Below are 24259 nucleotides of genomic sequence, written 5' to 3'. Positions count from 1 at the left end.
TTACCTCGCTATCGGCGCTCCACACTCCGGACAGAATTTAGCATCCCCGCAATCGGTCGGCACATGGTGGCCGTTCGGGCAGCGGTGGGCAATCGCGGTTTCAACGCTGGCCTGCGCGCGCAGCAAATCGAGCTGGTGCTGGCGTTCCTTGTCGCCCACGCTGTCGCGGTAGGCGCGTTCGTCGCGGACCTCTTCGCGCGCCAGCCGCATCGCCTCGGCCGGCGTAATGCTGTTTTCGGCCGCCACCACGCCGGCCAGGGCCTGCAACTGCTCCGGCGACATCGCGGACTGCGCCTGCTGGCGCATCAGACGGGACAAGGCTTCGGCGTTCGGCGTTGCGGCCAGCGCGATCTTGGCAGTATCGCTCATGCGGCCGATTGCTTCCAGGCGTTCGATATCGATACGCGCCATGTCGGCGGCGTGCTGCTGCTGCACCACCATACTGTCGTATTCCACTTTCCAGCGGTTGAAACGTTCGTCGCGCTCCATTTCCATTTTCTTCAGCGATTGCTGCCATTGCGCTTCCTGGTCGCGCAGCTTGAGCTCCAGGCGCTGCTCCTCCACCGCCACCTGGTCCAGCATCGCCTGGCGGGCCAGGTTTTGCGTCTGGCGCTGCTGCACGCCGTCCGCCTCGATGGTGCGCAGCAGCTTTTCGTACTGCGTAATCGATTCGGCGTTGGCGCCGCTGCGCTTCAACTCTTCCAGCTTGGCGCTGATTTCGGCAACCTGCACCTGCGAGCCGGCATCCTTTGCCGTTTCGCCGCGCGCCATATCGCGCTTACGGGACAGGTATTGCTCTTCTTCCCATTCCATGACGCGCTCCGCCTCGCGGTGGCGGGCCGCATTGGCGAGTGCGATGCCCTGGAATTTCGCACGGTGGTGCTCGGCCTCGATTTCCTGTTCGCGCAGCTTGGCGTCGGTCTCGGCCTTGCGCAGGATCTGCAGCTGCTTATGGCGGTAGTCTTCGTCTTCGATGGCGAGCGCCTGCTGGATACGGTGTTGCAGCTGTTGCTGGTACAGCTGGTGCGAGAAGCGCTGCTTGGCAAGGGCCTTTTCTTCGAGGCCGGCCTGCTGCGCCAGCTCCATCTCGGTGCGCATTTTGATCTGCGCCAGGCGGCGTACCTGGTCCCATTGCGCGGCTTCGCCGGCGTGCAGGGACTTGTGGCGGGCCAGTTCGTGTTCCAGGTCGGTCAGTGCGGCGCCGGCGCCATGTTCGAAAGCTTGCTTGCGGGTCTTGGCCTCGACGATTCGTCCATAAAGATCGATTTCGCGGGCGCGGATGGCCTGCATCTGCTCCTCGGCCTCAATCTTCAGCTCCGCCTTGCGGAAATCGCTGCGCATTTTCTGCTCCTGGCGCCAGATGGCCTGCCATTCTTCCTGGTCGTATAGCTTGTCGATCTGTTTGACGTGATCGAGCTGGTGCTGGCGTTCGTCGGCGACCAGGAACAGGCTGCCCACCCGCTCACGGTTGTCGTCGTACTTATCGTGGCGCAGCGCCAAAGTTTCGACTTGCACCGCCGCCAGCCCGAATTCGGCCAGGCGCTGGCTCAGCGCGCTATGCAGTCGTTCGTTCAGTTGTTCGCGCAAGACGGTGGAACTGGCCATATCGCGAACCGAGCGGCTGCCAAGGAATTCAGCGGCGATCTGGCGCACCGAAGGCGCGATCAGCTCGTGCAGATGCAAGGTGGTCACGGCGCCCGGCACGGTCATGAAATGCCTGGCGAAAGCCGGCACGTCGGACACCTGCAGCCCAATCGTGAAACGGGCGGACAGCTTCAGGAATTCGGCAGTATGCAGGTCGGTGAAATTGAATTCGACCGGCAGCGGCGTGGTACGGGTGATCAGGATTTCGCCGCCCTGGTCGCGCAGCAGGCCTGAAAGCCGGCTGAAAAATCCTTCCAGCTCATATTCGCCTTCCGGCACTTCGGTGGCGCGCTCGCCTTGCAGGATGTAGGCACGTGTCGTGGCAGGCACACGCAGCGTCTTGGTGAAGATGCCGGACAACTGGCGCACGCCGAAATACACCGCCAGCTCATCGTTGGCGGGAATCCAGCGGTTTTCGCGCAGCACAGGCATATTGTGCGTCGCACCCAGGGTCAAGCCGCACTGGTTGCAAAAACCGGAATTGTCGCCGTTGCGATGATCGCATCGCGGGCACTTCACGCCGCCAAAACCAAACATCTTGAACATTTGCTACTCCTTGTTCGACCCCAGCGCTAAAGATTGTAGCAGGGGCATCGGCGCGCCCAATGCACGCCTCCTTATCTTGGCACAAGGGCAGCCCATCCATTTGCTTCGATTGAGGGGGATTTTCCCTCCTGTTCCGGGCAACTGTTACGGCCCAGCGAGATTTGTAAGAAACTGAATCAAGCTTTTATTCCCAGCCGCGTCCTTGATATATTGAACTCAGCGCATCACCAACAGGAGAAATGCCATGTTCAAATCGAAATTCATCGCTGCAGCCGCCCTGGCACTTGGCGTGGCTGCCATCGCGCCGACCGCCGCCCAGGCGCAGGTTGACTTCAGCGTCGTGATCGGCAACGCTCCTCCACCGCTGCGTTTTGAAAGCGTGCCGCCACAGCGTTACGGTTATGTTTGGGCGCCTGGCGTCTGGCGTTGGGACGGTTACCGCCACGTCTGGGTGGCCGGCCACTGGCTGCAGGAACGTCCGGGCTACCGCTACAACCCATCGCAGTGGGTCCGTGTTGACAATGGCTGGGGTTGGCGGGAAGGCGGCTGGGCCGTGTATGACGACCGCCAGCACTTTGTGCAAGGTCCAAGCTACAGCTACCGCGAGCCGCGCCGCGAGTATTACCAGGACCGGGGCTATTACCACGACCGTGGCCGCCGCCATGACCGCGACCACGACGGTATTCCGGACCGTTATGACCGCGACCGCGATAACGACGGGGTTCCAAACCGCCATGACCGCGACCGCGATGGCGACGGTGTCCCTAACCGCTACGACCGCCGCCCCGATAACCCGTATCGTCGTTAATACCTTGGGTTATTGCTGACCCATTTGTTTGCCATCGGTGGAATTCTTCAGGTATTTATCGAGGAATTCCACCATCTTCGCATTTGCCGTAGCTTCGTTCTTTTTCTTGCGGAAGCCGTGGCCTTCGTCGTCGAATACCACGTAGTCGACCGGCACATTGTTCTTCTTCACCGCATCCACGATTTCATCGCTCTCCGGCTTGATCACGCGCGGGTCGTTCTTGCCTTGGATGACCATCAGCGGCTTGCGGATTTCTGCGGCATGGAATAGCGGCGAAGTCGCCATCAGGAATTCCTTGTCGTTCACCGGATCCCCGATCTCCTGGTACAGCGCCTTGCGCTGCGCTTCCCAGTATGGCGGGATAGATTCCAGCGTGCGGATCCAGTTGCTGACGCCGAAAATATCCACGCCAACCTTGAAGGCCTCCGGACGGAAAGCCATCGCCGCCAACGTCATGTAGCCGCCATAGCTGCCGCCCACGATGCCGATGCGTTCGGGATCGACGTAGCCCAGGCTGGCCAGGTAAGTCTTAGCTTCCACACAGTCCCACAGCGGCTCCCGCCCATGCTTGCGGTCATCGGCGGTGAAGAAGGTCTTGCCATAGCCGCTGCTGCCGCGGTTATTAATGCCCAGCACCGCATAGCCATTGTTTGCAAGGTATTGCATCATGGCGCTGTAGCCACGGCGGGTCTGGCCGCCAGGACCACCATGCACGAACACCACGGCCGGCACCTTGTTGCTGGCCGTTGCGCCCTTCGGCTTGTAATAGATGGAAGGGATCACCGTGCCATCGAAGGACTTGAAGCGCACTACTTCCGCTTCCACCAGGTCGTTCGGATCGATATCCTTGCTCAGGCTTTGCGTCAGCTGCCTGACCTTCTTGCTGGCCAGATCATAGACGAACAGGTTGTTCGGCGAACGGTCACCGTTGACGTAGAACGCCATCAGCTTGCCGCTATTGGAGAATACGGCTGCGCTCATTTCACCGCCCGGCACTTTCGGCAGCGCCAGCGGTTTTTCTTCCTTGCCTTCGACCACGCGGAACACGTTGCGGCCGTCTTCGTTCACGACGGAAGTACGGAAGCGGCCATTGCGCGAGAAACTGGTGCCGGCCATGTCCCACTTGGCCTTTTCATGCTCGACCATTTGGCCAGTCGCCAAGTCGTAAGTGCGGATGCTGTCGAATTCGCCGCCCGCATTGGAAGTGAAGTAAAGCTTTTTCGATTCAGGATCGAAGGTGGCCGTTTGGTTGCTTGCCGCTTCCTTATGCGGGGTGATGTGTTTTGTTTCCTTGCTCGCCAGGTTATACAAATAGATATCGCTGTCGGAGGTGGTATTCGGCTTGCCCAGCGCGATCCATTTCTCGTCGCGGCTGATGCGCGCGATGTTCATTCCGCTGTCGTTCTGGTACAGCATGGTGCGCGAATAATCTTTCACGCTGTAGCGGTACAGGTCCGGGAATTTCGGATTGCGCTCATTGGACAGCACATAAAACGCGCTGTCATCCTCGCTCCAGCCGAAGAAGCTTGCCTTCAGTTTCTCGCCCGGCGTCAGGTCCTTCTCGCTACCGTCTACCTCGCGCACATACACGTGATTCAATTCGTCGCCGCCCTTATCATGCGTGAACAGGAAGCGGTTATCAGCCGGGAAGTAGCTGATCGCGAAGGTGCTGTCGGTAGTGGATTTGGTCAGCGCAACCGGCTTGCCGCCAGCCACCGGGATCGAATAGGCGTTGAAGATGCCGGTCTCGTTGCTGCTAAAGAGGATATTCTTTTCGTCGTGGCTGAAGGATGCTCCGTTGATCGACGTAGTCGCCATGAACTGCTCGATCGTGTACTTGCGCACAGGTTTCGCAGGCGCCGCACAGGCCATCTGCATCGCCAATGCCAGTGCAACTGCGCCTGCGGCGCGGTGGATCAATTGCATGGGAATTCTCCTGTTAAAGTGGAGGGAAACGACCCGGCAAGTGTTGCAAGAATATTCATATATGTCAATAAAACAAGAACGCGCCCGCGCTGAAAAACTCGCGCGCCAGGCCGCCCCCGCCTCTCCAGCCGCGTGGCGCGCATGGTTCGACGGTTCCGCCCACCCCAATCCTGGTCGAATCGGCATTGGCGCCCTGCTCTCCGGCCCCGCGGGCGAGCGCATTGAAATCAGCCGGCGCGCAGGCCACGGCAGCAGCGGTGACGCCGAATATCTCGCCCTGATCGCTGCGTTGGAAAAAGCGGTGGAATTGGGTGTGGCCGAATTGCTGGTCTACGGCGATAGCCAGGTCGTGGTGCAGGATGTGCTGCTGTCGCCCCAGTCCGGGGCAAAGGCGCTCGAAGAGCACCGCGCCCGCGTGGGGCAATTGATGTCAGCGCTGGCGCAAGTCCATGTGCGCTGGGTGCCGCGCCACCGGAATGGCGATGCGGATCGCCTGTCGCAACAGGCGATCCGTGAAGGTGCCGCTAACGAAGGCTAGCGCACCTTGAACACGCTGACCGCGTCGGCCAGGCTGCTGGCCTGGTTCTGCATGGCTTCGGCGGCAGCGGCTGCTTCTTCCACCAAAGCGGCATTCTGCTGCGTGACCTGGTCCATCTGGCCCACGGCCTTATAGACTTCGTCGATGCCGGAGCTTTGCTCGGCGCTGGCTGCCGTGATCTCGCTGATGATATCCGACACACGCTGCACGCTGGAGACGATGTCCTGCATGGTGTTACCGGCATCGGACACCAGGCGCGTACCAGCATTCACTTTCTCGACCGAGTCGCCGATCAGTTCCTTGATCTCCTTTGCTGCCGCCGCCGAACGCTGCGCCAGGTTGCGCACTTCCGACGCCACCACAGCGAAGCCGCGGCCCTGCTCACCGGCACGCGCCGCTTCCACGGCAGCATTCAGCGCCAGGATATTGGTCTGGAAGGCAATGCTGTCGATCACGGAAATAATGTCCACGATCTTGCGCGAAGACGCATCGATCGACTCCATGGTGCCTACCACTTCCGCCACCACGTCGCCGCCCTTGCGCGCCACCGAGGCAGCCGCACCGGCAAGCTGGTTCGCCTGGCGAGCATTGTCCGCATTCTGCTTCACGGTCGACGTCAGTTCTTCCATCGAAGATGCCGTTTCTTCCAGCGACGCCGCCTGCTGTTCGGTACGAGCCGACAAGTCCTGGTTGCCCGCCGCGATTTCGGTGGAAGCGACGCTGATTGAATCGGTGCCGTGGCGAACCTCGCTCACGATATTCAGCAAGGCTTGGTTCATGTCTTTCAAAGCGCCCAACAACTGGCCGGTTTCATCGGCGCCATGCACGCGGATATCGCCCGTCAGGTCGCCATTTGCGACGCGGCGCGCCGCATCGACCGCACGCGACAGCGGGATGGTAATGCCCTTGGTCAGCATGTAGGCACATGCGGCGCCGAATGCCACCGCCAACGCCGCCAGCACGATCAGCAAGCTGCGGCTGGTGGTGGAAATACTGTCGATTTCCTTGCCGATGGCGTCGATCTTCCCGCGCTGCATGGTCAGCAAGTCCTGCACCAGCGCCTGGTACTGCGCTGCCGCCGGCTGGTAACTTTTTTCGAAGACTTCGTTGGCCTGGTCCAGCTCACCGCCGGTCTTCAGCTTGGCGACCTTGTCGCGCGAAGCGATATAGGCCTTGCGCTGATCCATCACGCGCTCCCACAAAGCCTTTTCATCAGCATCGCTGATCAGCGGTTCAATACGTTTCTGCAGGTCAGCCGAAGCGGCCGACGAGGCTTTCGATTCCTCGGCAAAGAAGGCGCCCAGCGAAGCATCGCTGCTGCGCGCAATGGCGGTGGTGCGGCGGACCGCACTGTCGATCTTCGAATACCAGTCGGAGATCATGCGTTCCTTGGCCAGCGGCGTCTCCATCATGTGGCGCGTGGCGCCGGCGACCTGCTGCAGGCGCCAGACGCCAATGGCGGCGATCACGATGGAGAGTAACAGTGTGACGGCAAAGCCAAAGGCAAGGCGTTTGCCGATGCTCAGGTTATTCAACAAATTCATGCAGCCATCTTCTCAATCAGGCCCATGTCGGCCGAGGACATCAAGCGTTCGATATCGACCAGGATCAGCATGCGGTCCTCAATCGTACCCAGGCCGGTGATGTATTCAGTATCCATCGAGCCGCCGATGTCCGGTGCAGGCTTGATTTGTTCCGGCTGCAGCGTGGTCACATCGGACACGGCATCGACCACAATGCCAACCGTACGCGAACCGATGTGCAGGATGATGACAACCGTGAACGGGCCATAGGTCGGCTCGCCCAACTGGAAGCGCACACGCATGTCGATGATAGGCACGATCAGGCCGCGCAGGTTGATCACACCCTTCACGTAATCCGGCGCGCTCGCAATGCGGGTCGGCTGTTCGTAGCTGCGGATCTCGCTGACCTTCTGGATATCGATGCCGTATTCTTCCTGCCCAAGGGTGAAGGCCAGGAACTCGGCGGCTTGGCTGGTAGTTGTAGTCATGATAATTTATTTCACTTATGAAGGATGACGGTAATATGTTACCGCAGACCAATAAAATAATCACCAACAATTTTGCCATGGAGAAACATACAAGCTTGCGCTAAAGTCATGGCACAATTGCGCAGCTAATAATAGAGATACGGCTTTTTATGGATATTTTGCTGAGCAGTTGGCAGCCGCGCCTGGTGGCGCTGGCCAGCGCCGCAGCGGGCGATGATGGCGCCCACGATATGAATCACCTGCACCGGGTGTGGCGAAATGCCACCAAGTTGCTGGAACAACACCCCGGCGCCGACCACCTGGTCGTCATGGCCGCCTGCTACCTGCACGACCTGGTCAACCTGCCCAAGAACCACCCGGAACGTCACCTGGCCTCGCGCCAGGCCGCGGCGCTGGCGCGCATCCAGCTGGCCGAAGCCGGTTTCCCCGCCGACCGCCTGGACACGGTCGCCCACGCCATCGAGACCCACAGCTTCTCCGCCGCCCTGCAACCGACGACGTTGGAAGCGCAGATCGTGCAGGACGCCGACCGCCTGGACGCCCTGGGCGCCGTTGGCCTGGCGCGCATGTTCTATATCGCCGGCCGCATGGGCACTGCGCTGGCACACCCGGACGATCCGCTCGCAGTGAACCGCGAACGTAACGACAAGATCTATTCGCTGGATCACATCGAAGTGAAGCTGGCGACCCTGCCCGGCACGATGCAGACCGCCGCCGGACGCGCGCTGGGCGAACTGCGCCTGAAGGAACTGCTCGTCTTCCGCGATAGCTTCGTCGCAGAATGGGCGGTGGCGGCATGAGCGCAGCCAAATCAAAAGGGAACCTGAATTTCGTCCTGGTCAGCATCTTCATCGACATGCTGGGCATTGGGATCATCGTGCCCGTGCTGCCAATCCTGGTCGGCCAGTATGTGCAAGACCGCGAACTGCACGCGCTGTGGTACGGCGTGCTGGGCGCCACCTTCGGCCTGCTGCAATTCATCTTCATGCCGATGTTGGGCGCGATCAGCGACCGCGTCGGACGCCGCCCAGTGCTGCTGTATTCCATGGCCGGCATGGGCATCAACTTCCTGACCACGGCCTGGGCGCCTAACCTGGCCTGCCTGTTCATTGGCCGCGTGATCGGCGGCATGTCCTCGGCCAGCATGTCCGTGGCTTCCGCCTATGCTTCGGACATCTCCACCCACGAAGACCGCGCCAAGAGCTTCGGCAAGATCGGCGCCACCTTCGGCCTGGGCTTCATCTGCGGCCCGATGCTTGGCGGCCTGCTGGGCGACGTCAACCTGCACCTGCCGTTCTACGTGGCGGCCGCGCTGTCCTTCGCCAATTTCACCTACGGCTACTTCTTCGTGCCGGAATCGCTGCCTGAGGAACGCCGCGAGAAATTCAAGCTGGTGTCGGTCAATCCGTTCAACGCCCTGATCAAGCTGGTCCGCCGCCAGGACATCCGCGGCCTGGTGATCACATTCGCCCTGGTGACTGCCGCGCAGATGATGCTGCAATCGACCTGGGTGCTGTACACGCACTTCCGCTTCAACTGGACTCCGGCCGAAAACGGCGCGGCGCTGTTCTGCGTGGGCCTCGCCGCAGCCGTGGTGCAGGCCGGCTTGCTGGGATTCTTTATCCGTAAATTCGGCGAAGTGCGCCTGTCCCTGATCGGCCTGAGTTCCGGCGCCATCACTTACATGCTGTACGGCCTGGCGACGCACGGCTGGATGATGTACGTCTTCATTCTCTGCAACCTCCTTTCCTTCGCCGCCGGCCCGGCGCTGCAAGGCATCGTGTCCAAAGCCACGCCAGCTAACGAACAAGGCGAATTAATGGGCTCCCTGCAATCGATCAGCAGCCTTGGCTCGGTCCTCATGCCGCTGCTGGGCGGGGCCATCCTCAGCGGGGTGAGCCACCTGCCGCCAAGCGACTGGCGCATCGGCAGCACCTTTTTCGTCTGCGCGGCAATGCAGGCAGTGGGCATTTTCGTAGCGCGCCGCTACTTCCGCCAACACCATATTGCCACCGCATCCGCGCCGGAAACAAGTGCATAATCGCAGCATGACCTCACGCGCGCACCGCCTCTTCCGCCAGTTGCTCGCCGCCCTGCCCCTCGTGGCGGCGTTGCCGGCGTTCGCCGATTGTTCGCGCGACATCGTGGTGCCGGTTTCCAGCACGGGTGTCAGTGTCATCGTCGGCAACGGCACCTTCAGCGGTATTTACCCGGATATTTTCCGCAGTCTTGGGCCGCGCGCCGGCTGCCACTTCACCTTCACTTCGGTGCCGCGCGCACGCCAGGAACTGTTGTTCGAAACTGGCAAGGCCGACCTGCTGCTGCCCGCGACGCGCACCCCGGCGCGCGACGCCTTCGGCATCTTCGTGCCGATGGTGGGCCACCGCGCCATGCTGATTTCCCTGCAAAGCCCGCGCCCAACGATCACCAATGGCCAGGACTTGCTGGACCGGCGCGACCTGCGCGTGGCCGTCGTGAGAGGCTACGATTACGGCGACGCCTACCAGGCGCTTTTGCGTGACCTGGCCCGCCAGGGGCGACTGTTCACGGAAGTGGACGCCACCGCCGTTGCGCGCCTGCTGTTCATGGGTGCGGTGGACATGACGATCATGGGACCGACCATCCTGGCCGGCTCCATCAACCGCGAGCCGCGCGTCAACGGCATGCTGGACCGGCTGCGGCTTGAAGCGATTCCCGAGCTGCCGTGGCAGCAGACTGGCGTCTACGTTTCTCGCAGCTCCCTGACGCCCGACGACCGGGCCGTGCTGCTCGAATTGCTGGAACGCGCCGCCAAGTCCAATGTGGTGATGGAAGGCTTCCAGCGTTATCACAAACCGGAAATCCTGAACGAAAGCGTGCGGCCCCGTTGATGGCGCCGTCGATCGTCGCCATCGTCCTGTGCGGCGCGCTGCTGCACGCCGGATGGAATGCACTGGTCAAGAAAGGACGCGATCCCTTCCTGAGCAGCGTTCTGGTGGCCAGCGGAGCTGGGCTGATCTCTCTGCCCCTGCTGCCCTTCCTGACGCAGCCGGCCGCCGCCAGCTGGCCGTATGCGCTGCTGTCGACCGTCATCCACTACTTCTATTACGGCCTGCTGTCCGCCGCCTACCGCCACGGCGACATGAGCCACGCCTACCCGCTGATGCGCGGCAGCGCCCCGCTCCTGGTCGCGCTCTCCAGCGTGCCGCTGCTTGGCGAACACCTCACAGTCACCCAATACGCCGCCGTCGCCTGCATCAGCGGCGGCATTTTCGGTCTCTGGTTCGCTACCCGCGCGCCCGCCGATGATCCATCCGCCTCGCACGACGCCTCCGCCGCCCGCCGCCGCTCCACCATCTACGCCTTACTGAACGCCCTGGTCATCGCCGCCTACACCCTGGTCGACGGCATGGGCGCCCGCGCCTCCGGCGCCCCAGCCGCCTACGTCATGTGGCTGCACGTGCTGAGCGCAATAGGCCTGCTGGCCTGGTGCCTCGTGCGCTGCCCGCGCCAACTGCGCGACTACGCCCAAGAATTCTGGCGCGTCGCCCTCCTCGGCGGCGCCGGCACGCTGGGCGCTTACGGCCTCGCGCTATGGGCAATGACAGTCGCACCACTGGCCGCGGTCGCAGCCCTGCGCGAAACCTCCATCCTCTTCGCCGCACTGATCGCCCGGTTCTTCCTCTCCGAACGCATCGGTCGCAAACGCGCCCTCGCAATCACCGCGATCGCCGCCGGCGCCGTCCTGATGCGCCTCGCCTGATCAGTTCACTCGTCCAACGCCATCCCACGCAGAAAGCAAAAAAGCCACCAGATCGAGAGGCTGGCAACAAGATTGACGAAAGTAACGTAAAAGAGCCAAGTAAACGCAATACCGCCTAACAACACGCTAAAGAAAGCGCTGATGAACAGGACTTGAACCGCCCACAAAAACCATTCGCCAAAACTCTTTTCGAGTTTTCTCGATAAGTAAAGCGCGACACATGAGATAGCGGTCAAGGCCAGCACATGGACGAAAGGGAATCCAAGTACCTTGAGACTCCCCGCGGCGACGGCGGCTCGAGCCAAAACAAGGAAGATAGCTGGCGCCAATACGACGTCCGGAATTTCCGAGACAATCAGCAGGTTTTTCGGCCGCAGCACGTACAGGGCGTAGGCTACCGCTGCGATGAACGCAGCATCCGAGCCCAGCAAACTCAAAATGAGCACGCATGCTGCACCACCAAGAACAAGGAACCTTTGCATGCGCTACTTACCGCCCTCCACCACCGGCAATTCAATCGAGCTGCCGTGGAACACACGCTGCGTGGCCTTCTTGTAATCTCCTGGCGCGGCGAAGAAAATGTTCGGCACGTAGGTTTGCGGGTTGCGGTCGTAAAGCGGGAACCAGCTTGACTGCACCTGGATCATCAAGCGGTGGCCAGGCAGCACAACGTGGTTCACCGGCGGCAGTGCAAAGCTGAATTGCACTGGCTTGTTCGATGGAATGGCCGATGGCTTCTCGAAGCTGTCGCGATAGCGGCCGCGCAGGATATCCATCGACAGCGGCAACTGGTAGCCACCTAAGGCTGGCTGCGACGGCACCTCGTCCGGATAAACGTCGATCACCTTCACCACCCAGTCTGCATCGCTGCCCGAGGTGGACGCGGTCAGGTGCACCTGCGGCGCGCCCGCCAGCACCAGCGGCTCCTTCAGCGGCTCGGTCACATAGCTCAGCACATCGGTGCGGTCGCTGACGAAGCGCTGGTCCAGCACCAGCCAAGGCTTCCACACATTCTCGTCGCCCATGCGCACTGGACGCGGCACGAATGGCACCGGCTTGGCCGGATCGGCGACATATTCATCAAAGCCCTTGACGTTGGAAGGCTTGGACCAGGACAACTTGAAGCCATCGTCGAAATAAACCGCCTTCGCCCCGGACGGGCAGCCAGATCCGCACGACAGCGGCCACTGGTTCAGGCGCTGCCACTGGTTGCTGCCGGTCTGGTAGGACAGCACCGGCGGCGTATTGGCAGCCGGTGCACCATCCATCAAATACTGTTTCAGGAAAGGCACCATTACGTCGCGGCGGAATTCCTGCGCCGTATCGCCGGTAAAGCGCAGCGCGCCGAGCGAAGAACCATCGTAATTGACGCCGCTATGACGCCATGGCCCGACTGCCAGGAAATTCAGCTTATTGTCCTTGTCCAGCTTTTCCATCGCCGAATAAGTCGCGTAGGCGCCGTAGATATCTTCCTGGTCCCAGCGTCCCACCACATGCATGGTCGGCACCGACAGCGGACGCCGAACCAGGATCCGGTCCAGCGCCTGCTCCTGCCAGAAACTGTCGTAAGCCGGGTGCTCAAACAGCTTCTTGGTGAAGTTCAGCTTATCCAGCCCATACTTGCGAGCCAGGTCCGCCACCGAACCAGCGCGCAGCACCGACTCGTAATCGTCATAGGCGCCGGTAGCCATCGTCTCGCCGCGCCCCCTGGCGATGTTCTGCTGGGCGATGTAATCCAGCGTGTTGACGCGGAAGGCGCCGTTATGGAACCAGTCGTCGCCGCGCCAGCCATCCACCATCGCGCTCATGGGCACGGCCGCTTTCAGCGCCGGATGCGGCTCGGTCAGCGCCATCAGCACGGTAAAGCCCTCGTACGAAGAGCCAATCATGCCCACTTTGCCGTTCGTCTCCGGCACATTCTTCACTAGCCAGTCGATGGTGTCCCAAGCGTCGGTCCCGTTATCGGTCTGGCTCGAATTAAGCGGACCACGCACCGGACGCGCCATCACATACTCGCCTTCCGAACCATATTTACCGCGCACGTCCTGGAACACCCGGATGAAATCGCGCCCAAACACCTCGTCGCCCTGCGGCAGCGCAGATTGCATATAAGGGCTCGGATTACGCTTGGCACGGCCGTCCGCGTTATACGGCGTGCGGGTCAGGACGATGGGCGCCTTGCCAGCCCCCTTCGGCACCACGATCACGGTATGCAGGCGCACGCCATCACGCATCGGAATCATGACCACGCGCTTGATGTAATCCGCTTGCTCCTGCGGCGCCTCATAACCAGGCACGATATCCGGCGCCATCGGCGAGGTTTGCGCGCCGGCGTGCGACGCCAGCAGGAAAGAAAACAGTGTGAAGCAGCTACGCATGGCATCTCCGACGGGCATGAATTTGCGCAATATTACTAGAAAACCAATGCATAGATGAAAGCGTGTGTGCGCACATACGGCGGCGCCAGACTCAGCAAAAATGGCAAGCACACGAATGAAGGAGCCAATCATGAAAAAATTGCTCATTGCCACTTTTGTTGCCGCATCCCTCGGCGGCGGCCTGGGCTTTGCCCCGATCGCCAACGCGGACGTGGTCGTCATCCGGACTGCCCCGCCAGCCCCACGCGAAGAAGTTATGCCCCCAGCCCGGGACGGCTTCGTCTGGACGCCTGGCTACTGGCGCTGGAACGGCCACCGTCACGTCTGGGTCAACGGCAGATACGTGCGCGCCCGCCACGGCTACCACTGGCGCGAACCAAGCTGGGCGCAAACTGAAAACGGCCGCTGGCGCATGGAACGTGGCCGCTGGGAACGCGGTGACCGCGACCATGACGGCATCCCCAACCGTTACGACCGCGACCGCGACAACGACGGCGTACCAAACCGCGTCGACGCCCGCCCCAACAACCCGAATCGCTATTAATCGAAAAGTCGGGGTCAGGTCGAGCAAATGGACATTTTGCGCAGCAAAATGTCCATTTGCTCGACCTGACCCCGACTTCATTCTTGACACAGACCCGCTGACCTGTAACCATGGCGGGATGAAATTTTTCCAATCACATCTGTTTTCCCGCAATTGGTGGCGCCGCTGACATTACGCGGCCACTGAAAAGTGATGTGATTTTAATATCAACGCCGCCTCGATCAGGTGGCGTTTTTCTTGGCGCAATCGATAGGGGCAAGCAGAAAGAACCCCATGAGCCAGCCAGCTTCCAACGCTAAACCAATCATCCTGACCGGCGACCGTCCGACCGGTCCGCTGCACCTCGGCCATTTCGTCGGCAGCCTGCGCAACCGTGTCTCCTACCAGGACGATTACAAGCAGTTCATCATGCTGGCGGACTCGCAGGCGCTGACCGACAATATGGACGACACCAATAAGGTGCACCGTAACGTGGTGGAAGTGGCGCTGGACTATATGGCTTGCGGCATCGATCCGGCCAAGTCAACCATCCTGATCCAGTCCCAGATCCCGGAACTGGCCGAGCTGACTTTTTATTACCTGAACCTGGTCACCGTCGCCCGCCTGGAGCGTAATCCGACTGTGAAGCAGGAAATCGTGCTGCGCGGCTTTGAGCGCGACATCCCTGCCGGCTTCCTGACTTACCCTGCTTCTCAAGCCGCCGATATCTCGGCCTTCAAGGCGTCCATCGTGCCGGTCGGCGAAGACCAGATCCCGATGATCGAGCAGACCAACGAGATCGTGCGTAAGTTCAACCGCTTGGTAAATAAGGAAATCCTGGTCGAGTGCAAGGCTGTGGTGCCGGAAGTGGGCCGCCTGCCTGGCATCGACGGCAAGGCGAAGATGTCCAAGTCGCTGGGCAATGTGATCAACCTGGGCGCCAGCGCTGCCGAGATTACTGCCGCCGTGAAGCAGGTCTACACCGATCCGCTGCACCTGAAAGTGTCCGATCCTGGCCACCTGGAAGGCAACGTCGCCTTTATCTACTTGGACGCTTTCGATACCGAGAAAGCCAGCCTGCAAGAGATGAAAGACCACTACGTGCGCGGCGGCCTGGGTGATTCGGTCGTCAAGAAGCGCCTGGAAGCTGTGCTGCAGGACATGCTGGCCCCGATCCGCGCCCGCCGCGAAGAACTGGCACAAGACAAGGGCTACATCATGCAAGTGCTGAAGGAAGGGACCATGCGCGCCCGTGAAGTCGCTGCCCGCACCACCGATGAAGTGAAGGCCGCACTGGGCCTGTCTTACTTCTGATGTCAGCAATTGCGCTGGCTGCGCTGTATGCCGTGGCCAGCGTTGCATGCTTCATTGCTTACGCGCTGGACAAATCGGCTGCCCGTCAAGGCCGCCGACGGACGCCGGAGCGCACCTTGCTCCTATTGGGCCTTGCCGGCGGCTGGCCCGGCGGGCTGGCGGCGCAACAGCTGCTGCGCCACAAATCCTCCAAGACTTCCTTCCTCATCAAGTTCTGGCTCACTGTGTTCGTCAACCTGGCCTTGATCGTCGCGCTACAGGCCGGATGGGTAAGTCTCGGCCGGTTCGCCATGCCGTCCCAAGGCTGACCGTTCGAGCGGGGCCAGCGCCGTGCTGCGATCCACGTGGACCAGGGCGTCGAACTGGCGCTCGGCGTCGGCGAAGAAGTAGTGGCTCATGCGCTCCGTATCGGGACGGTAAATCACGCCTATCGCACGTTCCAGCAAGCGCCCATCGGCCCGCGCCAGCGCACTGTCGCGCCCACGCAGCGGCAACAGGAACGTTCCCTTGCCGACTGAATGCAGTACATGCTCGACACTGTCGGGCCGCGATGGCACCACCGATTTCAGTTCCGCTGGTCCGTCCCATTCGCTGGCGGCCGTCACGCTGCCGGCATGCGTGGTGACGCCAAGCAGGAAGCTGTCCTGCGGTCGATAACGCTCGCGCACCAGCTGCCCCAGATTCAACTTTCCGTGTGCGCCCATCTCGGTAGCCCGCGCGTCGCCCAGGTGGGAATTGTGCGCCCACACCACGATGCGCGCTGGGCGGCCTATGCATTGGCCCAGGTGCTCGCGTAGAGCTTGCAGCGTTTCCGCCATATGCGAATCGCGCACATTCCACGATTCGTCGCGCCCCTTGAACATGGCGCGGTAATACACCTCCGCATTGCGCGTGACGCGCGCATTCTGCTGGGCGTAGAAAAATTCGTCCGGCACAATGCCTGTGGGCAGCTGTTCATTCGCCAAGCGGTTCATGTCGACCAGTTGACGCAGCACCTCCGCCTCGCAGTCTGGCTTCATGCCGAAACTGGTGGCATAGCCGTAGCGCTGCGGATCCTCGGCAAAATGGTCGATGCAGGCGTAACGTTGGCGCGCGCGGGCGGCCGCTGCCGGATCAGCCTGGTCGAGGTAGTCGATCACCGCGTGCATCGACTGCTGAAGGCTGCACAAATCCAGGCCGAAGAAACCGCAGCGGCGCGAAGCGCTTGAAACCTGACAAAGCCTGATCGGCACTGATATCGTCGCCGCCTTGCTGCACGTAGCGGCTGACGCACAGTGCGTCCGGCCAGTCGGCCTCGACTGCGATGGCGTCAAAGCCCTTGTCGACGATCAGCCGCTTGCTGATGTCGGCGCGCAGGCGGTAGAACTCGCGGGTACCATGCGTGGCCTCACCGAGCAGCACTAATGTGGCATCGCCGATGCAGTCCAGCAGGTAGTCGAAATCCTCCGCAGTTTCCAGTGGCCGCGCCTCGTGCTGCAACGCGGCGATCAAGGTCTTGTCCATGATTGAGCAAGATATCGCAAGCTGTGCGAAACTGTCGCAGGTTTAAATGAGGAAATATTGCATGTGGATTGGTGTTGTATGCGGCCTGCTGGCGGGCGCTGTGTGGGGCATGGTATTTGTTGTGCCGGAGCTGCTGTCGTCTTTTACGCCGCTGGAAATGGCGGTCGGCCGCTATGTCGCCTACGGCGCGATCGCCTTTGTGTTGATGCTGCCGCGCCTCCGCAACCTGAGCGGCCGGCTCGAGCGCGATGACTATTTCGCGCTCGTACGCCATGCCCTCGCGGGAAATATCGTCTACTACATGTTCCTGGCCTTCGGCGTGAAGCTGGCCGGCGTCGCGCCGACTTCCCTGATCATCGGCGTGCTGCCGATTGCCGTGACGCTGATGGGGCGCAATGACCATGGCGCCGTTCCGCTGCGCCAACTGGCCATGCCCCTGCTGGTGACGGCTGGCGGCATCGCCTGCATCAATATCGACGTATTCCAGCATGCTGCCGCTGCCGGCGCATCGCTCGCCAACACCGTTATTGGCGTGCTGTGCGCGACGGGCGCCCTGCTTTGCTGGTCCTGGTACACGCTGGATAACGCGCGCTACCTCAAACGCAATCCGCATTACAGCAGCGCCGAATGGTCGGCGTTATATGGCTTGTCGAGCGGCCTGATTGCGCTGGTGATCGGCGCGATTGCCTTTGCCATCTTCCATGGCGACGTGACAGGTGTGGCCGGCGCAGCATCGGGTCGTGACTGGACGCTGTTCTGGATCTGCAATAGCCTGCTCGCACTGGGCGCCTCGGTCATTGGCAACCATTTGTGGAACGTCGCCAGCCGCCGTGTGCCGATTACCCTGTCCGGCCAGTTGATCCTGTTCGAGACCCTGTTTGCGCTGCTGTACGGTTTTATCTACAAGCAGCAGTTCCCGCGCCCGCTGGAAATCGCGGCCATCTTGCTGCTGATTGCGGGCGTGACGTGGTCGATGCACGTCCACGCCCAGGAAGAAGAACTCAGTCCGGCTTGACCGGCTGGCGGCGCGCTTCTACGCAGTCCGCCATTTCCGCGGCACTGGCGCCGCGGCCTTCCTTTTGCAGCCCCGCCACGACGCCCGCCATATCGGTGTCGCTGCGATTCTGGCTAACCTTCCATTTGCCGACGATGGAAGCAATCGGGATTTCAATGCCGATGATTGCACGCAGCAGGCCTTCGACAAATTCTACCGGCGCATCGTCAACTTCCCAGGACTGCGACAAGCCGGCTTCCTGCTGCGACGTCAGGCTGCGAATCTGGCGCTGCAGCCAGGCTGCATCTTCCACCAAGCGCGCGGCGCCGCGCACCTGCACCATGGCGTAATTCCAGGTCGGCACAACCTTGTGCGAGATCTCCTTGCTGGCATACCAGCTTGGGCTGATATAGGCCTCCGGTCCCTGGAACACCACCAGGCATTCGCCGCCTGCGGCCAGGGCGCGCGCGGCGGGATTGGCGCGCGCGATATGGGCGCGCAGCACGCCAAGGCCGGCATCGCCCTCGCCGGGGTGTAGCGCAAAGGGAATCAGGTCGGCCGTCGGTGCGGCGCCAGGGATGATCAGCATCCCGAGCGGATACGCCCGGATCAGCCCATGTTTGACCTCAAGCCGGTCTTCAGCGAATGGAGTAGGAAGGTACATGCACCCAGTGTAGCCCGGCGCGCAAAACCGTGCATAGGGCCAGCGATGTCCTAATTCAGCAGGCCATGTTCGACCATGACGTCCTGCACCAACTCCAGCCGCAGCACGGGATTCTCCTGCGCCAGCAGCAGCTGCTTCTGCGCCAGCGACAGGCGAAGCAGTTCGCACCAGCGGTTGGCCACCCAGCCCGCCTCCTGCAAGCGGTACGGCGCCTGCATCGGCATTTGCGCTGCGGGCACGCCGCGCTCCTGCAAAGTCTGGATCAACATGCCCAGGCTGTCGGCCACATCCTGCTGGTCGGTGGGAATGGGAACGTTCATGTCGTCGTCGATGGCCGACACTTCAGCCATCCACAAGCCATGCTTCAACTGTTCGGCGGAGACAATGCGGAAGCGCTGGCGCCCGCTGCAGCGCAGCTGCATCAGGCCGGGAATCACCGCCTTCCATTCGCCGATATGGGCCATAGTGCCCACCGCGCACAGGGTTTCATGCTGGTCCGGCTTGCGCACTTCATCGCCCTGCACCAGGGCGACCACGCCAAAATCTTCCTTATGCTCGATACAACGCTTCACCATATCGAGGTAGCGCACCTCGAAGATTTGCAATGGCAGGTACCCATCCGGATACAACACCGTTTGCAACGGGAATAGTGGAATCGCGGACATACTTCATCATCGCACGTTTCGGACCACAATGCCGCCTTTCATGACGAAGCCGACATGGTACAAAGCGCCGATATCGGCGGTGGGATCGCCCTCCACCGCCACCAGGTCGGCCAGGTAGCCAGGCTTCACCTGTCCCAGCGAAGCGGCACGGTCCAGCACCGCCGCATTCACCACGGTTGCAGCCCGCACTGCCTCGGTCGGGGTCATCCCCAATTTGACCAGCCATTCCGCCTCGCGCGCGCTGCCGCCGTGCGCAAACACACCAACGTCGCTTCCCAGGCCAATCGTCACGCCAGCCTTGCGCGCCCGCTGGAAAGCCTGGGCCGCAGCCTGCATGGACGGCGTCGGCGCACCGCCCCGCACATGCTTCTGGAAATACTCGCTGGTCGCTTCCGGCGCAGCCAATGTGGGGAAATAGGCAACCTTGCGTTCAGCCATCAGCTTGAAGGTGGCTTCGCTCCCGCCGTAGCCGTGTTCGATGGTGTCCACACCTGCCAGCACCGCACGCCGCATGCCTTCGTCGGTCGCAGCGTGCGCCGCGACGCGCCGTCCCGTACCGTGGGCCGCTGCAACCAGCGCATCGAGCTCCTGCTGGCTGAAAGTGGCGCGCGCCGAACCATCAGGCCCGGTGCGGTAGTCGGCGTACACCTTGATCCAGTCGGCGCCGTGGGCCGCCTGCTCGCGCACCGCCCTCACCACTTCATCGACGCCTGTCGCTTCCTGCGCACCGACAGGCAAATGCATGTCCGGCCGGTAGGATTTCACGTTCGGCCCATAGCCGCCAGTGGCCACGATCGCCAGCGTGGCAACGAACAGTCGTGGCCCCTGCAGCACACCTTCTTCGATGGCGCGCTTGACCGACACGTCGGCATAGCCGGCACCTTCCGAACCCAGGTCGCGCAAAGTAGTGAAACCGGATTGCAACTGCGCCTGCACATGGCGCGCGGCCAGCAATACGCGATAGGCTTCCGGCTCCTTCAGCACCTGGTCGTCCCAGCTGGTCTCGTTATACGGATGCAGCAGCACGTGTGAATGCAGGTCCATCAGGCCGGGAATCAAAGTCTTGCCCGGCAAGGCGACGCGCTCGGCGTCGGCTGGAACGGCAATCCCCGCGCTTGGACCTGCGGCAGCCACCTTGCCATCGACCACCAATACCGACCAGCCGCCGTGCGCCGCCCCTTCACCGGTCCATACACGATCCGGTGTCAGCAATATCGGCCCGGCCGCCAGTGCAGAGGCTCCCACGCAAAAAAGTAAAGCCGCCAGCAGCGGACGCAAAGCTAAGCGCGACATATTCTCACCGTATAAAAAGAAAAAGGGCGGATATTAATCCGCCCCTCTTGCCGTGACTGGCTTATTTAATGAGGAAGTCTTCCTTCTTCTTGCCTTCCAACCATTTCGGTGCACGGCCGCGGCCGGTCCACTGGGAACCGGACACTGGGTCCTGGTATTTCATTGGCACACGGGCGCGTGGCTTGACTGGTTTATTGCTCTTGGCAGCCGGGCCGAGATCAGCAGCGGTCAGATCATATTCACGCATGATGGACCAGATCTGCTCTTTTGCCTTTTGCATTTCGGCTTTACGCGCATCGTTGGCCAGATTTTGCAATTCGGCAATTTTTGCCTGGTATTCCTGGTAGGTGGTCATCTCTTATTACCCTAAGTGTATGAAAAGTCAAAGTGTGACAATGTGTGAGATTTCTTCCCCGCAATGTACCATAGTTGCGATGATTTTATCTACATAATTTAACCATATTAAAAAAAAAGCGCCACACATTTGACGTGCGGCGCTTTTTATTTCATTGCTAATTTAAAAACCAGCCTGGCCGGTTATACATCATCCTATTAACTTAGAACTGCATCTCGAGTTGCAAGCGATAATTACGCGCACCATAGTTGGTCGATACCGTGGACATTTTTCCAGCCGCAGTGTCATACCTTGTCATGTATTGGCCATCTTGCGCCAGCAAATTCCATCCGGAGAATCGCAGTTGGGACTTGCTGTCCAGTTTCCACGCAATATAGCCATCCAGCTGGCGAGAAACTGTCGACCAGCTATAACGGTCAACATCATTTCGCACATTGCCGCCGGCGCGGAAATTAAAACTGCTGCCCATGCTCCATATGCCGTCGGGAGTTTTATAGTCGAGGCCAACGTTGGCAGTCAGCGGCACCTGCTGGTCCAGACGGTTATCCGGGCCCGGCACCGTATCGATGCGCGACCAGTTGCGGCTGACATTGGCGCGCACGTCGAGTGCCGGCGCGTTTGCCATCACCGCCTTCATCGGGAATTTAACTTCCACGTCCAGGCTGCGCACGTCGGCTCGGCCATTATTCATCATGGTCGCCACCCAGCGCCCCGTGTCATCGAGGAAGACGTTGCGGCGCGTGTAGTTATTGATGCGGCGCGAGGCAGCGGCCACGCTGAATAGCGCGCCCTCGCCCCAATAATGTTCGTAGGACGCGTCGATGCCGGTCGCCAGTTCGGGCTTCAGGTTCGGGTTGCCGATCCAGTCGGTTTCGAGCTGGCTGTTATTAGCCGACGTGAAACGACGGCCGGACAGGTTGTTTGGCGTCGGCGCCTTGTAAGTACGGGTCAACGCGGCGCGCAGCTGGTCCTTCCCGTTCGGGAGCTTGTACAGCGTTTGCGCCACCGGGCTCCACACGCTGCTGCGGTTATTCACCGGTTCGAAGCCAGGGCCAAAGCTGCGCGTGTTCACTCCTTCCCAGCGCAGGCCTGCATAGACCGACCAGGATTTGTTGATATTCCATTCGTCCTGCGTGAAGAAGGCTGCTCGGCGCAGCGATGCCTGGTAGCCCTCGTCCTTGTCATCACGCGTATTGGCAGGGATGAACAGGTCGCGCTGGTTGCGCCAGTCATTCAGGTCTGTGTAGCCGATTTCCCAGCCGGCGGCCAGCGACTGGTCGCTGCCCAAAGGCACGGAGAACTTGCCGGTGCTGCTCATGCCCCACTCGCGCGCGCCGCTGTAGACATCGTGCTGCAAGGACTCGTTGTCCGTATGCCTGTCGGTTTCGTACCAGGTGCCGTTGGAACGCCGGCGGTGGCCGCCGATCTTGGCATCCAGCTTGGCTCCCTCGCCAAACTTGTGCACCCAGTTCAGGTCCGTGCGCGCGAACAGGCTCTTATTCACATTGATCGTGTGCTCGCCAATAAAGAAGGGCGCTGGACCAACTTCCACGTCGTAATCGCGGTCGATGGTGCTTTTGAAGATGGAACGGCTGATAAAGGACTGCGACGTCAGCGTGTCGCCGTTGTCCAGGTTCCAGTTCAGGCGCGGCGCCAGTTCCAGGCTGCGCGCATGGCCGCGGTCCCACACCAGCATGCGCCGCTGCATGACTGGATCGCCCGCCAGGTCAAGCTGCTCCTGGTCGCTGTCGAAATTGCGGTCGAACTCATAGCGCCCGCCACTAAGATTAACGGAATACGAGAAATTGCCGTCCTTATCCGACAGCATCAGGTTCCCGTTCGGATTGGTCGCTTCGCGGCTGCGGCTCACACCGAATTTGAATTCGCGCTGCGCCGCCTTTACGGCTTTTTTCAGCACGATATTGATGGTGCCGGCGATCGATTGGGTACTGAACTCCGCGCTCGCCGCACGAATCACTTCGATGCGCTCGATGCTATCCGGCGACAGGCTCTCGATGCTGAATCCCGGCGGCACCCGTTCGCCATTCAACAGGATTTGCGTGTAGCCGCTACCCAGGCCGCGCATCCGGATATCTTTACCGCCCGGCCCGACCGATACGCCCGGCACGCGCTTGAGCGCATCGCCGATAGACTGGTCGCCATAGCGTTTCAATTCGTCGGCGCTGACGATGATCTTGCTGGCGGTATCGTCCTTGCGCGGGTTATAGGCTTCGGCCGCACCTTTGATTTCGATTTTCTGGATGGGTTCTTGCTTCTTTTCCTCTGCCATGGCCTGGGTGGCCGCGAGGATGGCTGCTGCTAAGAGTGTCAGGCGGATCATTATTGCAAAAAAGGTAAATGATTCTCGCGCGAAACTCTACCCTATGGCGCGGGCGGTAGCAAGGATATAATTCGGCATCTTCAAATATTTGGAATGCCAACCGTGTCCCGACTTGCCGTACTGCCGCAATATCTGCTCCCAAAAGGTGCCCTGACCAACTTCGCCGGCCGCGTGGCGGGCGCCAAAGGCGGCGAAATGACGACCCGCCTGATCCGCTGGTTCGTAGGCAAATACGACGTCAATATGGACGAAGCGGCCAATTCCGACATCGCCAGCTACCATAGCTTCAACGAATTCTTCACCCGCGCGCTGAAGCCAAGCGCCCGCCCCCTGGCCAAGGCCGATTTCGTCTGCCCGGTGGATGGCCGCATTTCCCAATTCGGCGCGATTGAGGGCGACCAGATTTTCCAGGCCAAGGGCCACCAGTTCTCCACCACCGCACTGGTCGGCGGCGACGCGACGCTCGCCAAGCATTTCGAGCACGGCAGCTTCGCCAACCTGTACCTGAGCCCACGCGACTACCACCGCATCCACATGCCGTGCCAAGCATCGCTGAAGCGCATGATCTACGTGCCGGGTGAACTGTTCTCCGTCAACCCGACCACCGCACGCGGCGTGCCGGGCCTCTTCGCACGCAACGAGCGCGTGGTGTGCGAATTCGACACCGCCTTCGGTCCATTCGTCATGGTGCTGGTCGGCGCGACCATCGTCGGCAGCATGGCTACTACCTGGCACGGCGTGGTCAACCCGCCGCGCCTGCCTAAAGTGACCGAGTGGACTTACAAAAAGAACGAGTACGTGTTCAAGAAAGGCGAAGAAATGGGCCGCTTCCTGCTTGGCTCCACCGTCGTCATGCTGTTCCCGAAAGACACCCTGCACTTCAACGACCAATGGCAGCCCGCCGGCCCTGTCCGCCTCGGCGAAATGATGGCCAATCTCAAGTGATCCTTTGACACAGGTCAAAGCGAGCGTTCGCAGCAAACGATTTGCATGGCTTAGCACCTAGAGTGAAGG

At 61.0% G+C, this 24259-nt stretch carries 22 protein-coding genes and 1 pseudogene; 11 read left to right on the top strand and 12 right to left on the bottom strand.

Going from position 1 to position 24259, the window contains the following annotated elements; all coding sequences use genetic code 11:
• A complete protein-coding gene (locus AC1RTP_RS19650) occupies positions 1 to 2190 on the bottom strand; it encodes a hypothetical protein (RefSeq protein WP_498609697.1) in 2190 nt (729 codons plus the stop codon).
• Positions 2191 to 2434: 244 nt separating this feature from the next.
• Between AC1RTP_RS19650 and AC1RTP_RS19645 the strand changes: the two genes are divergently transcribed.
• On the top strand, positions 2435 to 2998 hold the full coding sequence (locus AC1RTP_RS19645; protein ID WP_498609695.1) for a YXWGXW repeat-containing protein: 564 nt from the start codon (positions 2435 to 2437) through the stop codon (positions 2996 to 2998).
• A 9-nt stretch (positions 2999 to 3007) separates the two neighbouring features.
• Here AC1RTP_RS19645 and AC1RTP_RS19640 read toward each other — a convergent pair whose 3' ends face one another.
• A complete protein-coding gene (locus tag AC1RTP_RS19640; protein WP_498609694.1) occupies positions 3008 to 4924 on the bottom strand; it encodes an alpha/beta hydrolase family protein in 1917 nt (638 codons plus the stop codon).
• 61 nt (positions 4925 to 4985) lie between these two features.
• On the opposite strand from AC1RTP_RS19640, the gene AC1RTP_RS19635 reads away from it, so the two are divergent.
• Positions 4986 to 5462: a ribonuclease HI family protein gene (locus AC1RTP_RS19635; RefSeq protein WP_498609692.1), complete on the top strand. Its 477-nt coding sequence runs from the start codon at positions 4986 to 4988 to the stop codon at positions 5460 to 5462.
• Here AC1RTP_RS19635 and AC1RTP_RS19630 read toward each other — a convergent pair.
• Positions 5459 to 7006 carry a methyl-accepting chemotaxis protein gene (locus tag AC1RTP_RS19630; RefSeq protein WP_498609690.1) on the bottom strand — a complete coding sequence of 516 codons (1548 nt, stop codon included), beginning with the start codon at positions 7004 to 7006 and terminating at the stop codon, positions 5459 to 5461. The two genes, AC1RTP_RS19635 and AC1RTP_RS19630, sit on opposite strands and share 4 nt — an antisense overlap.
• The gene (locus tag AC1RTP_RS19625; protein WP_498609689.1) at positions 7003 to 7473 is read right to left on the bottom strand and encodes a chemotaxis protein CheW; all 471 of its coding nucleotides are present in this window, start codon (positions 7471 to 7473) and stop codon (positions 7003 to 7005) included. The genes AC1RTP_RS19630 and AC1RTP_RS19625 overlap by 4 nt, the downstream gene beginning before the upstream one ends.
• A gap of 149 nt (positions 7474 to 7622) precedes the next feature.
• On the opposite strand from AC1RTP_RS19625, the gene AC1RTP_RS19620 reads away from it, so the two are divergent.
• The 4 genes from AC1RTP_RS19620 to AC1RTP_RS19605 are packed head-to-tail and all read left to right on the top strand — an operon-like array spanning position 7623 to position 11215.
• A complete protein-coding gene (locus tag AC1RTP_RS19620; RefSeq protein ID WP_498609687.1) occupies positions 7623 to 8273 on the top strand; it encodes an HD domain-containing protein in 651 nt (216 codons plus the stop codon).
• On the top strand, positions 8270 to 9514 hold the full coding sequence (locus AC1RTP_RS19615; protein ID WP_498609686.1) for a TCR/Tet family MFS transporter: 1245 nt from the start codon (positions 8270 to 8272) through the stop codon (positions 9512 to 9514). Before AC1RTP_RS19620 ends, AC1RTP_RS19615 begins: the two co-directional genes overlap by 4 nt.
• A 7-nt stretch (positions 9515 to 9521) precedes the next feature.
• Entirely contained in the window at positions 9522 to 10343 is an 822-nt protein-coding gene (locus AC1RTP_RS19610; RefSeq protein WP_498609684.1) for a substrate-binding periplasmic protein, read from the top strand.
• Positions 10343 to 11215 (top strand): EamA family transporter, encoded by an 873-nt coding sequence (locus tag AC1RTP_RS19605; protein WP_498609683.1) that lies wholly within the window; start codon positions 10343 to 10345, stop codon positions 11213 to 11215. Before AC1RTP_RS19610 ends, AC1RTP_RS19605 begins: the two co-directional genes overlap by 1 nt.
• Before the next feature lie 5 nt (positions 11216 to 11220).
• On the opposite strand, the gene AC1RTP_RS19600 is transcribed toward AC1RTP_RS19605, so the two are convergent.
• Both AC1RTP_RS19600 and AC1RTP_RS19595 read right to left on the bottom strand, forming a co-directional pair.
• Positions 11221 to 11697 carry a hypothetical protein gene (locus tag AC1RTP_RS19600; protein WP_498609682.1) on the bottom strand — a complete coding sequence of 159 codons (477 nt, stop codon included), beginning with the start codon at positions 11695 to 11697 and terminating at the stop codon, positions 11221 to 11223.
• 3 nt (positions 11698 to 11700) lie between these two features.
• Positions 11701 to 13593, bottom strand: coding sequence for a CocE/NonD family hydrolase (locus tag AC1RTP_RS19595; protein ID WP_498609681.1), 1893 nt, complete (start codon positions 13591 to 13593; stop codon positions 11701 to 11703).
• 130 nt (positions 13594 to 13723) lie between these two features.
• Between AC1RTP_RS19595 and AC1RTP_RS19590 the strand changes: the two genes are divergently transcribed.
• From AC1RTP_RS19590 to AC1RTP_RS19580, 3 genes are all read left to right on the top strand, one after another.
• The gene (locus AC1RTP_RS19590) at positions 13724 to 14137 is read left to right on the top strand and encodes a YXWGXW repeat-containing protein (protein WP_498609680.1); all 414 of its coding nucleotides are present in this window, start codon (positions 13724 to 13726) and stop codon (positions 14135 to 14137) included.
• A 273-nt stretch (positions 14138 to 14410) separates the two neighbouring features.
• Complete coding sequence (trpS, locus tag AC1RTP_RS19585; RefSeq protein ID WP_498609678.1) at positions 14411 to 15430, top strand: tryptophan--tRNA ligase; 1020 nt, start codon at positions 14411 to 14413, stop codon at positions 15428 to 15430.
• Entirely contained in the window at positions 15430 to 15738 is a 309-nt protein-coding gene (locus AC1RTP_RS19580) for a DUF1294 domain-containing protein (protein WP_498609676.1), read from the top strand. The genes trpS and AC1RTP_RS19580 overlap by 1 nt, the downstream gene beginning before the upstream one ends.
• Here AC1RTP_RS19580 and AC1RTP_RS19575 read toward each other — a convergent pair.
• Positions 15685 to 16933: pseudogene (locus AC1RTP_RS19575) on the bottom strand (erythromycin esterase family protein). The gene AC1RTP_RS19580 and the pseudogene AC1RTP_RS19575 sit on opposite strands and share 54 nt — an antisense overlap.
• 61 nt (positions 16934 to 16994) lie before the next feature.
• Here AC1RTP_RS19575 and AC1RTP_RS19570 point away from each other — a divergent pair.
• Complete coding sequence (locus tag AC1RTP_RS19570; protein ID WP_498609674.1) at positions 16995 to 17948, top strand: DMT family transporter; 954 nt, start codon at positions 16995 to 16997, stop codon at positions 17946 to 17948.
• Here the strand turns inward: AC1RTP_RS19570 and AC1RTP_RS19565 are convergent.
• The 5 genes from AC1RTP_RS19565 to AC1RTP_RS19545 all read right to left on the bottom strand — a co-directional run bounded on the left by AC1RTP_RS19565 (position 17935) and on the right by AC1RTP_RS19545 (position 23245).
• Positions 17935 to 18591, bottom strand: a complete 657-nt coding sequence (locus AC1RTP_RS19565; RefSeq protein WP_498609673.1) for an FMN-binding negative transcriptional regulator — start codon at positions 18589 to 18591, stop codon at positions 17935 to 17937. The genes AC1RTP_RS19570 and AC1RTP_RS19565 overlap by 14 nt on opposite strands.
• A 50-nt stretch (positions 18592 to 18641) precedes the next feature.
• Entirely contained in the window at positions 18642 to 19256 is a 615-nt protein-coding gene (locus AC1RTP_RS19560) for an LON peptidase substrate-binding domain-containing protein (protein ID WP_498609671.1), read from the bottom strand.
• A gap of 6 nt (positions 19257 to 19262) precedes the next feature.
• Entirely contained in the window at positions 19263 to 20549 is a 1287-nt protein-coding gene (locus AC1RTP_RS19555) for an amidohydrolase family protein (RefSeq protein WP_498609669.1), read from the bottom strand.
• A gap of 61 nt (positions 20550 to 20610) precedes the next feature.
• Positions 20611 to 20904 carry an H-NS histone family protein gene (locus tag AC1RTP_RS19550; RefSeq protein ID WP_498609668.1) on the bottom strand — a complete coding sequence of 98 codons (294 nt, stop codon included), beginning with the start codon at positions 20902 to 20904 and terminating at the stop codon, positions 20611 to 20613.
• A 202-nt stretch (positions 20905 to 21106) separates the two neighbouring features.
• Complete coding sequence (locus AC1RTP_RS19545) at positions 21107 to 23245, bottom strand: TonB-dependent receptor plug domain-containing protein (protein WP_498609666.1); 2139 nt, start codon at positions 23243 to 23245, stop codon at positions 21107 to 21109.
• Between the two features lie 93 nt (positions 23246 to 23338).
• Between AC1RTP_RS19545 and asd the strand changes: the two genes are divergently transcribed.
• A complete protein-coding gene (asd, locus tag AC1RTP_RS19540; RefSeq protein ID WP_498609664.1) occupies positions 23339 to 24190 on the top strand; it encodes an archaetidylserine decarboxylase in 852 nt (283 codons plus the stop codon).
• Positions 24191 to 24259: the final 69 nt, after the last annotated feature.

It is taken from the genome of Pseudoduganella sp. GW821-FHT11H04 (assembly GCF_058807935.1).
The sequence above is the reverse complement of the archived record's forward strand: the minus strand, read 5'-3'. Positions and strand labels throughout refer to the sequence as shown.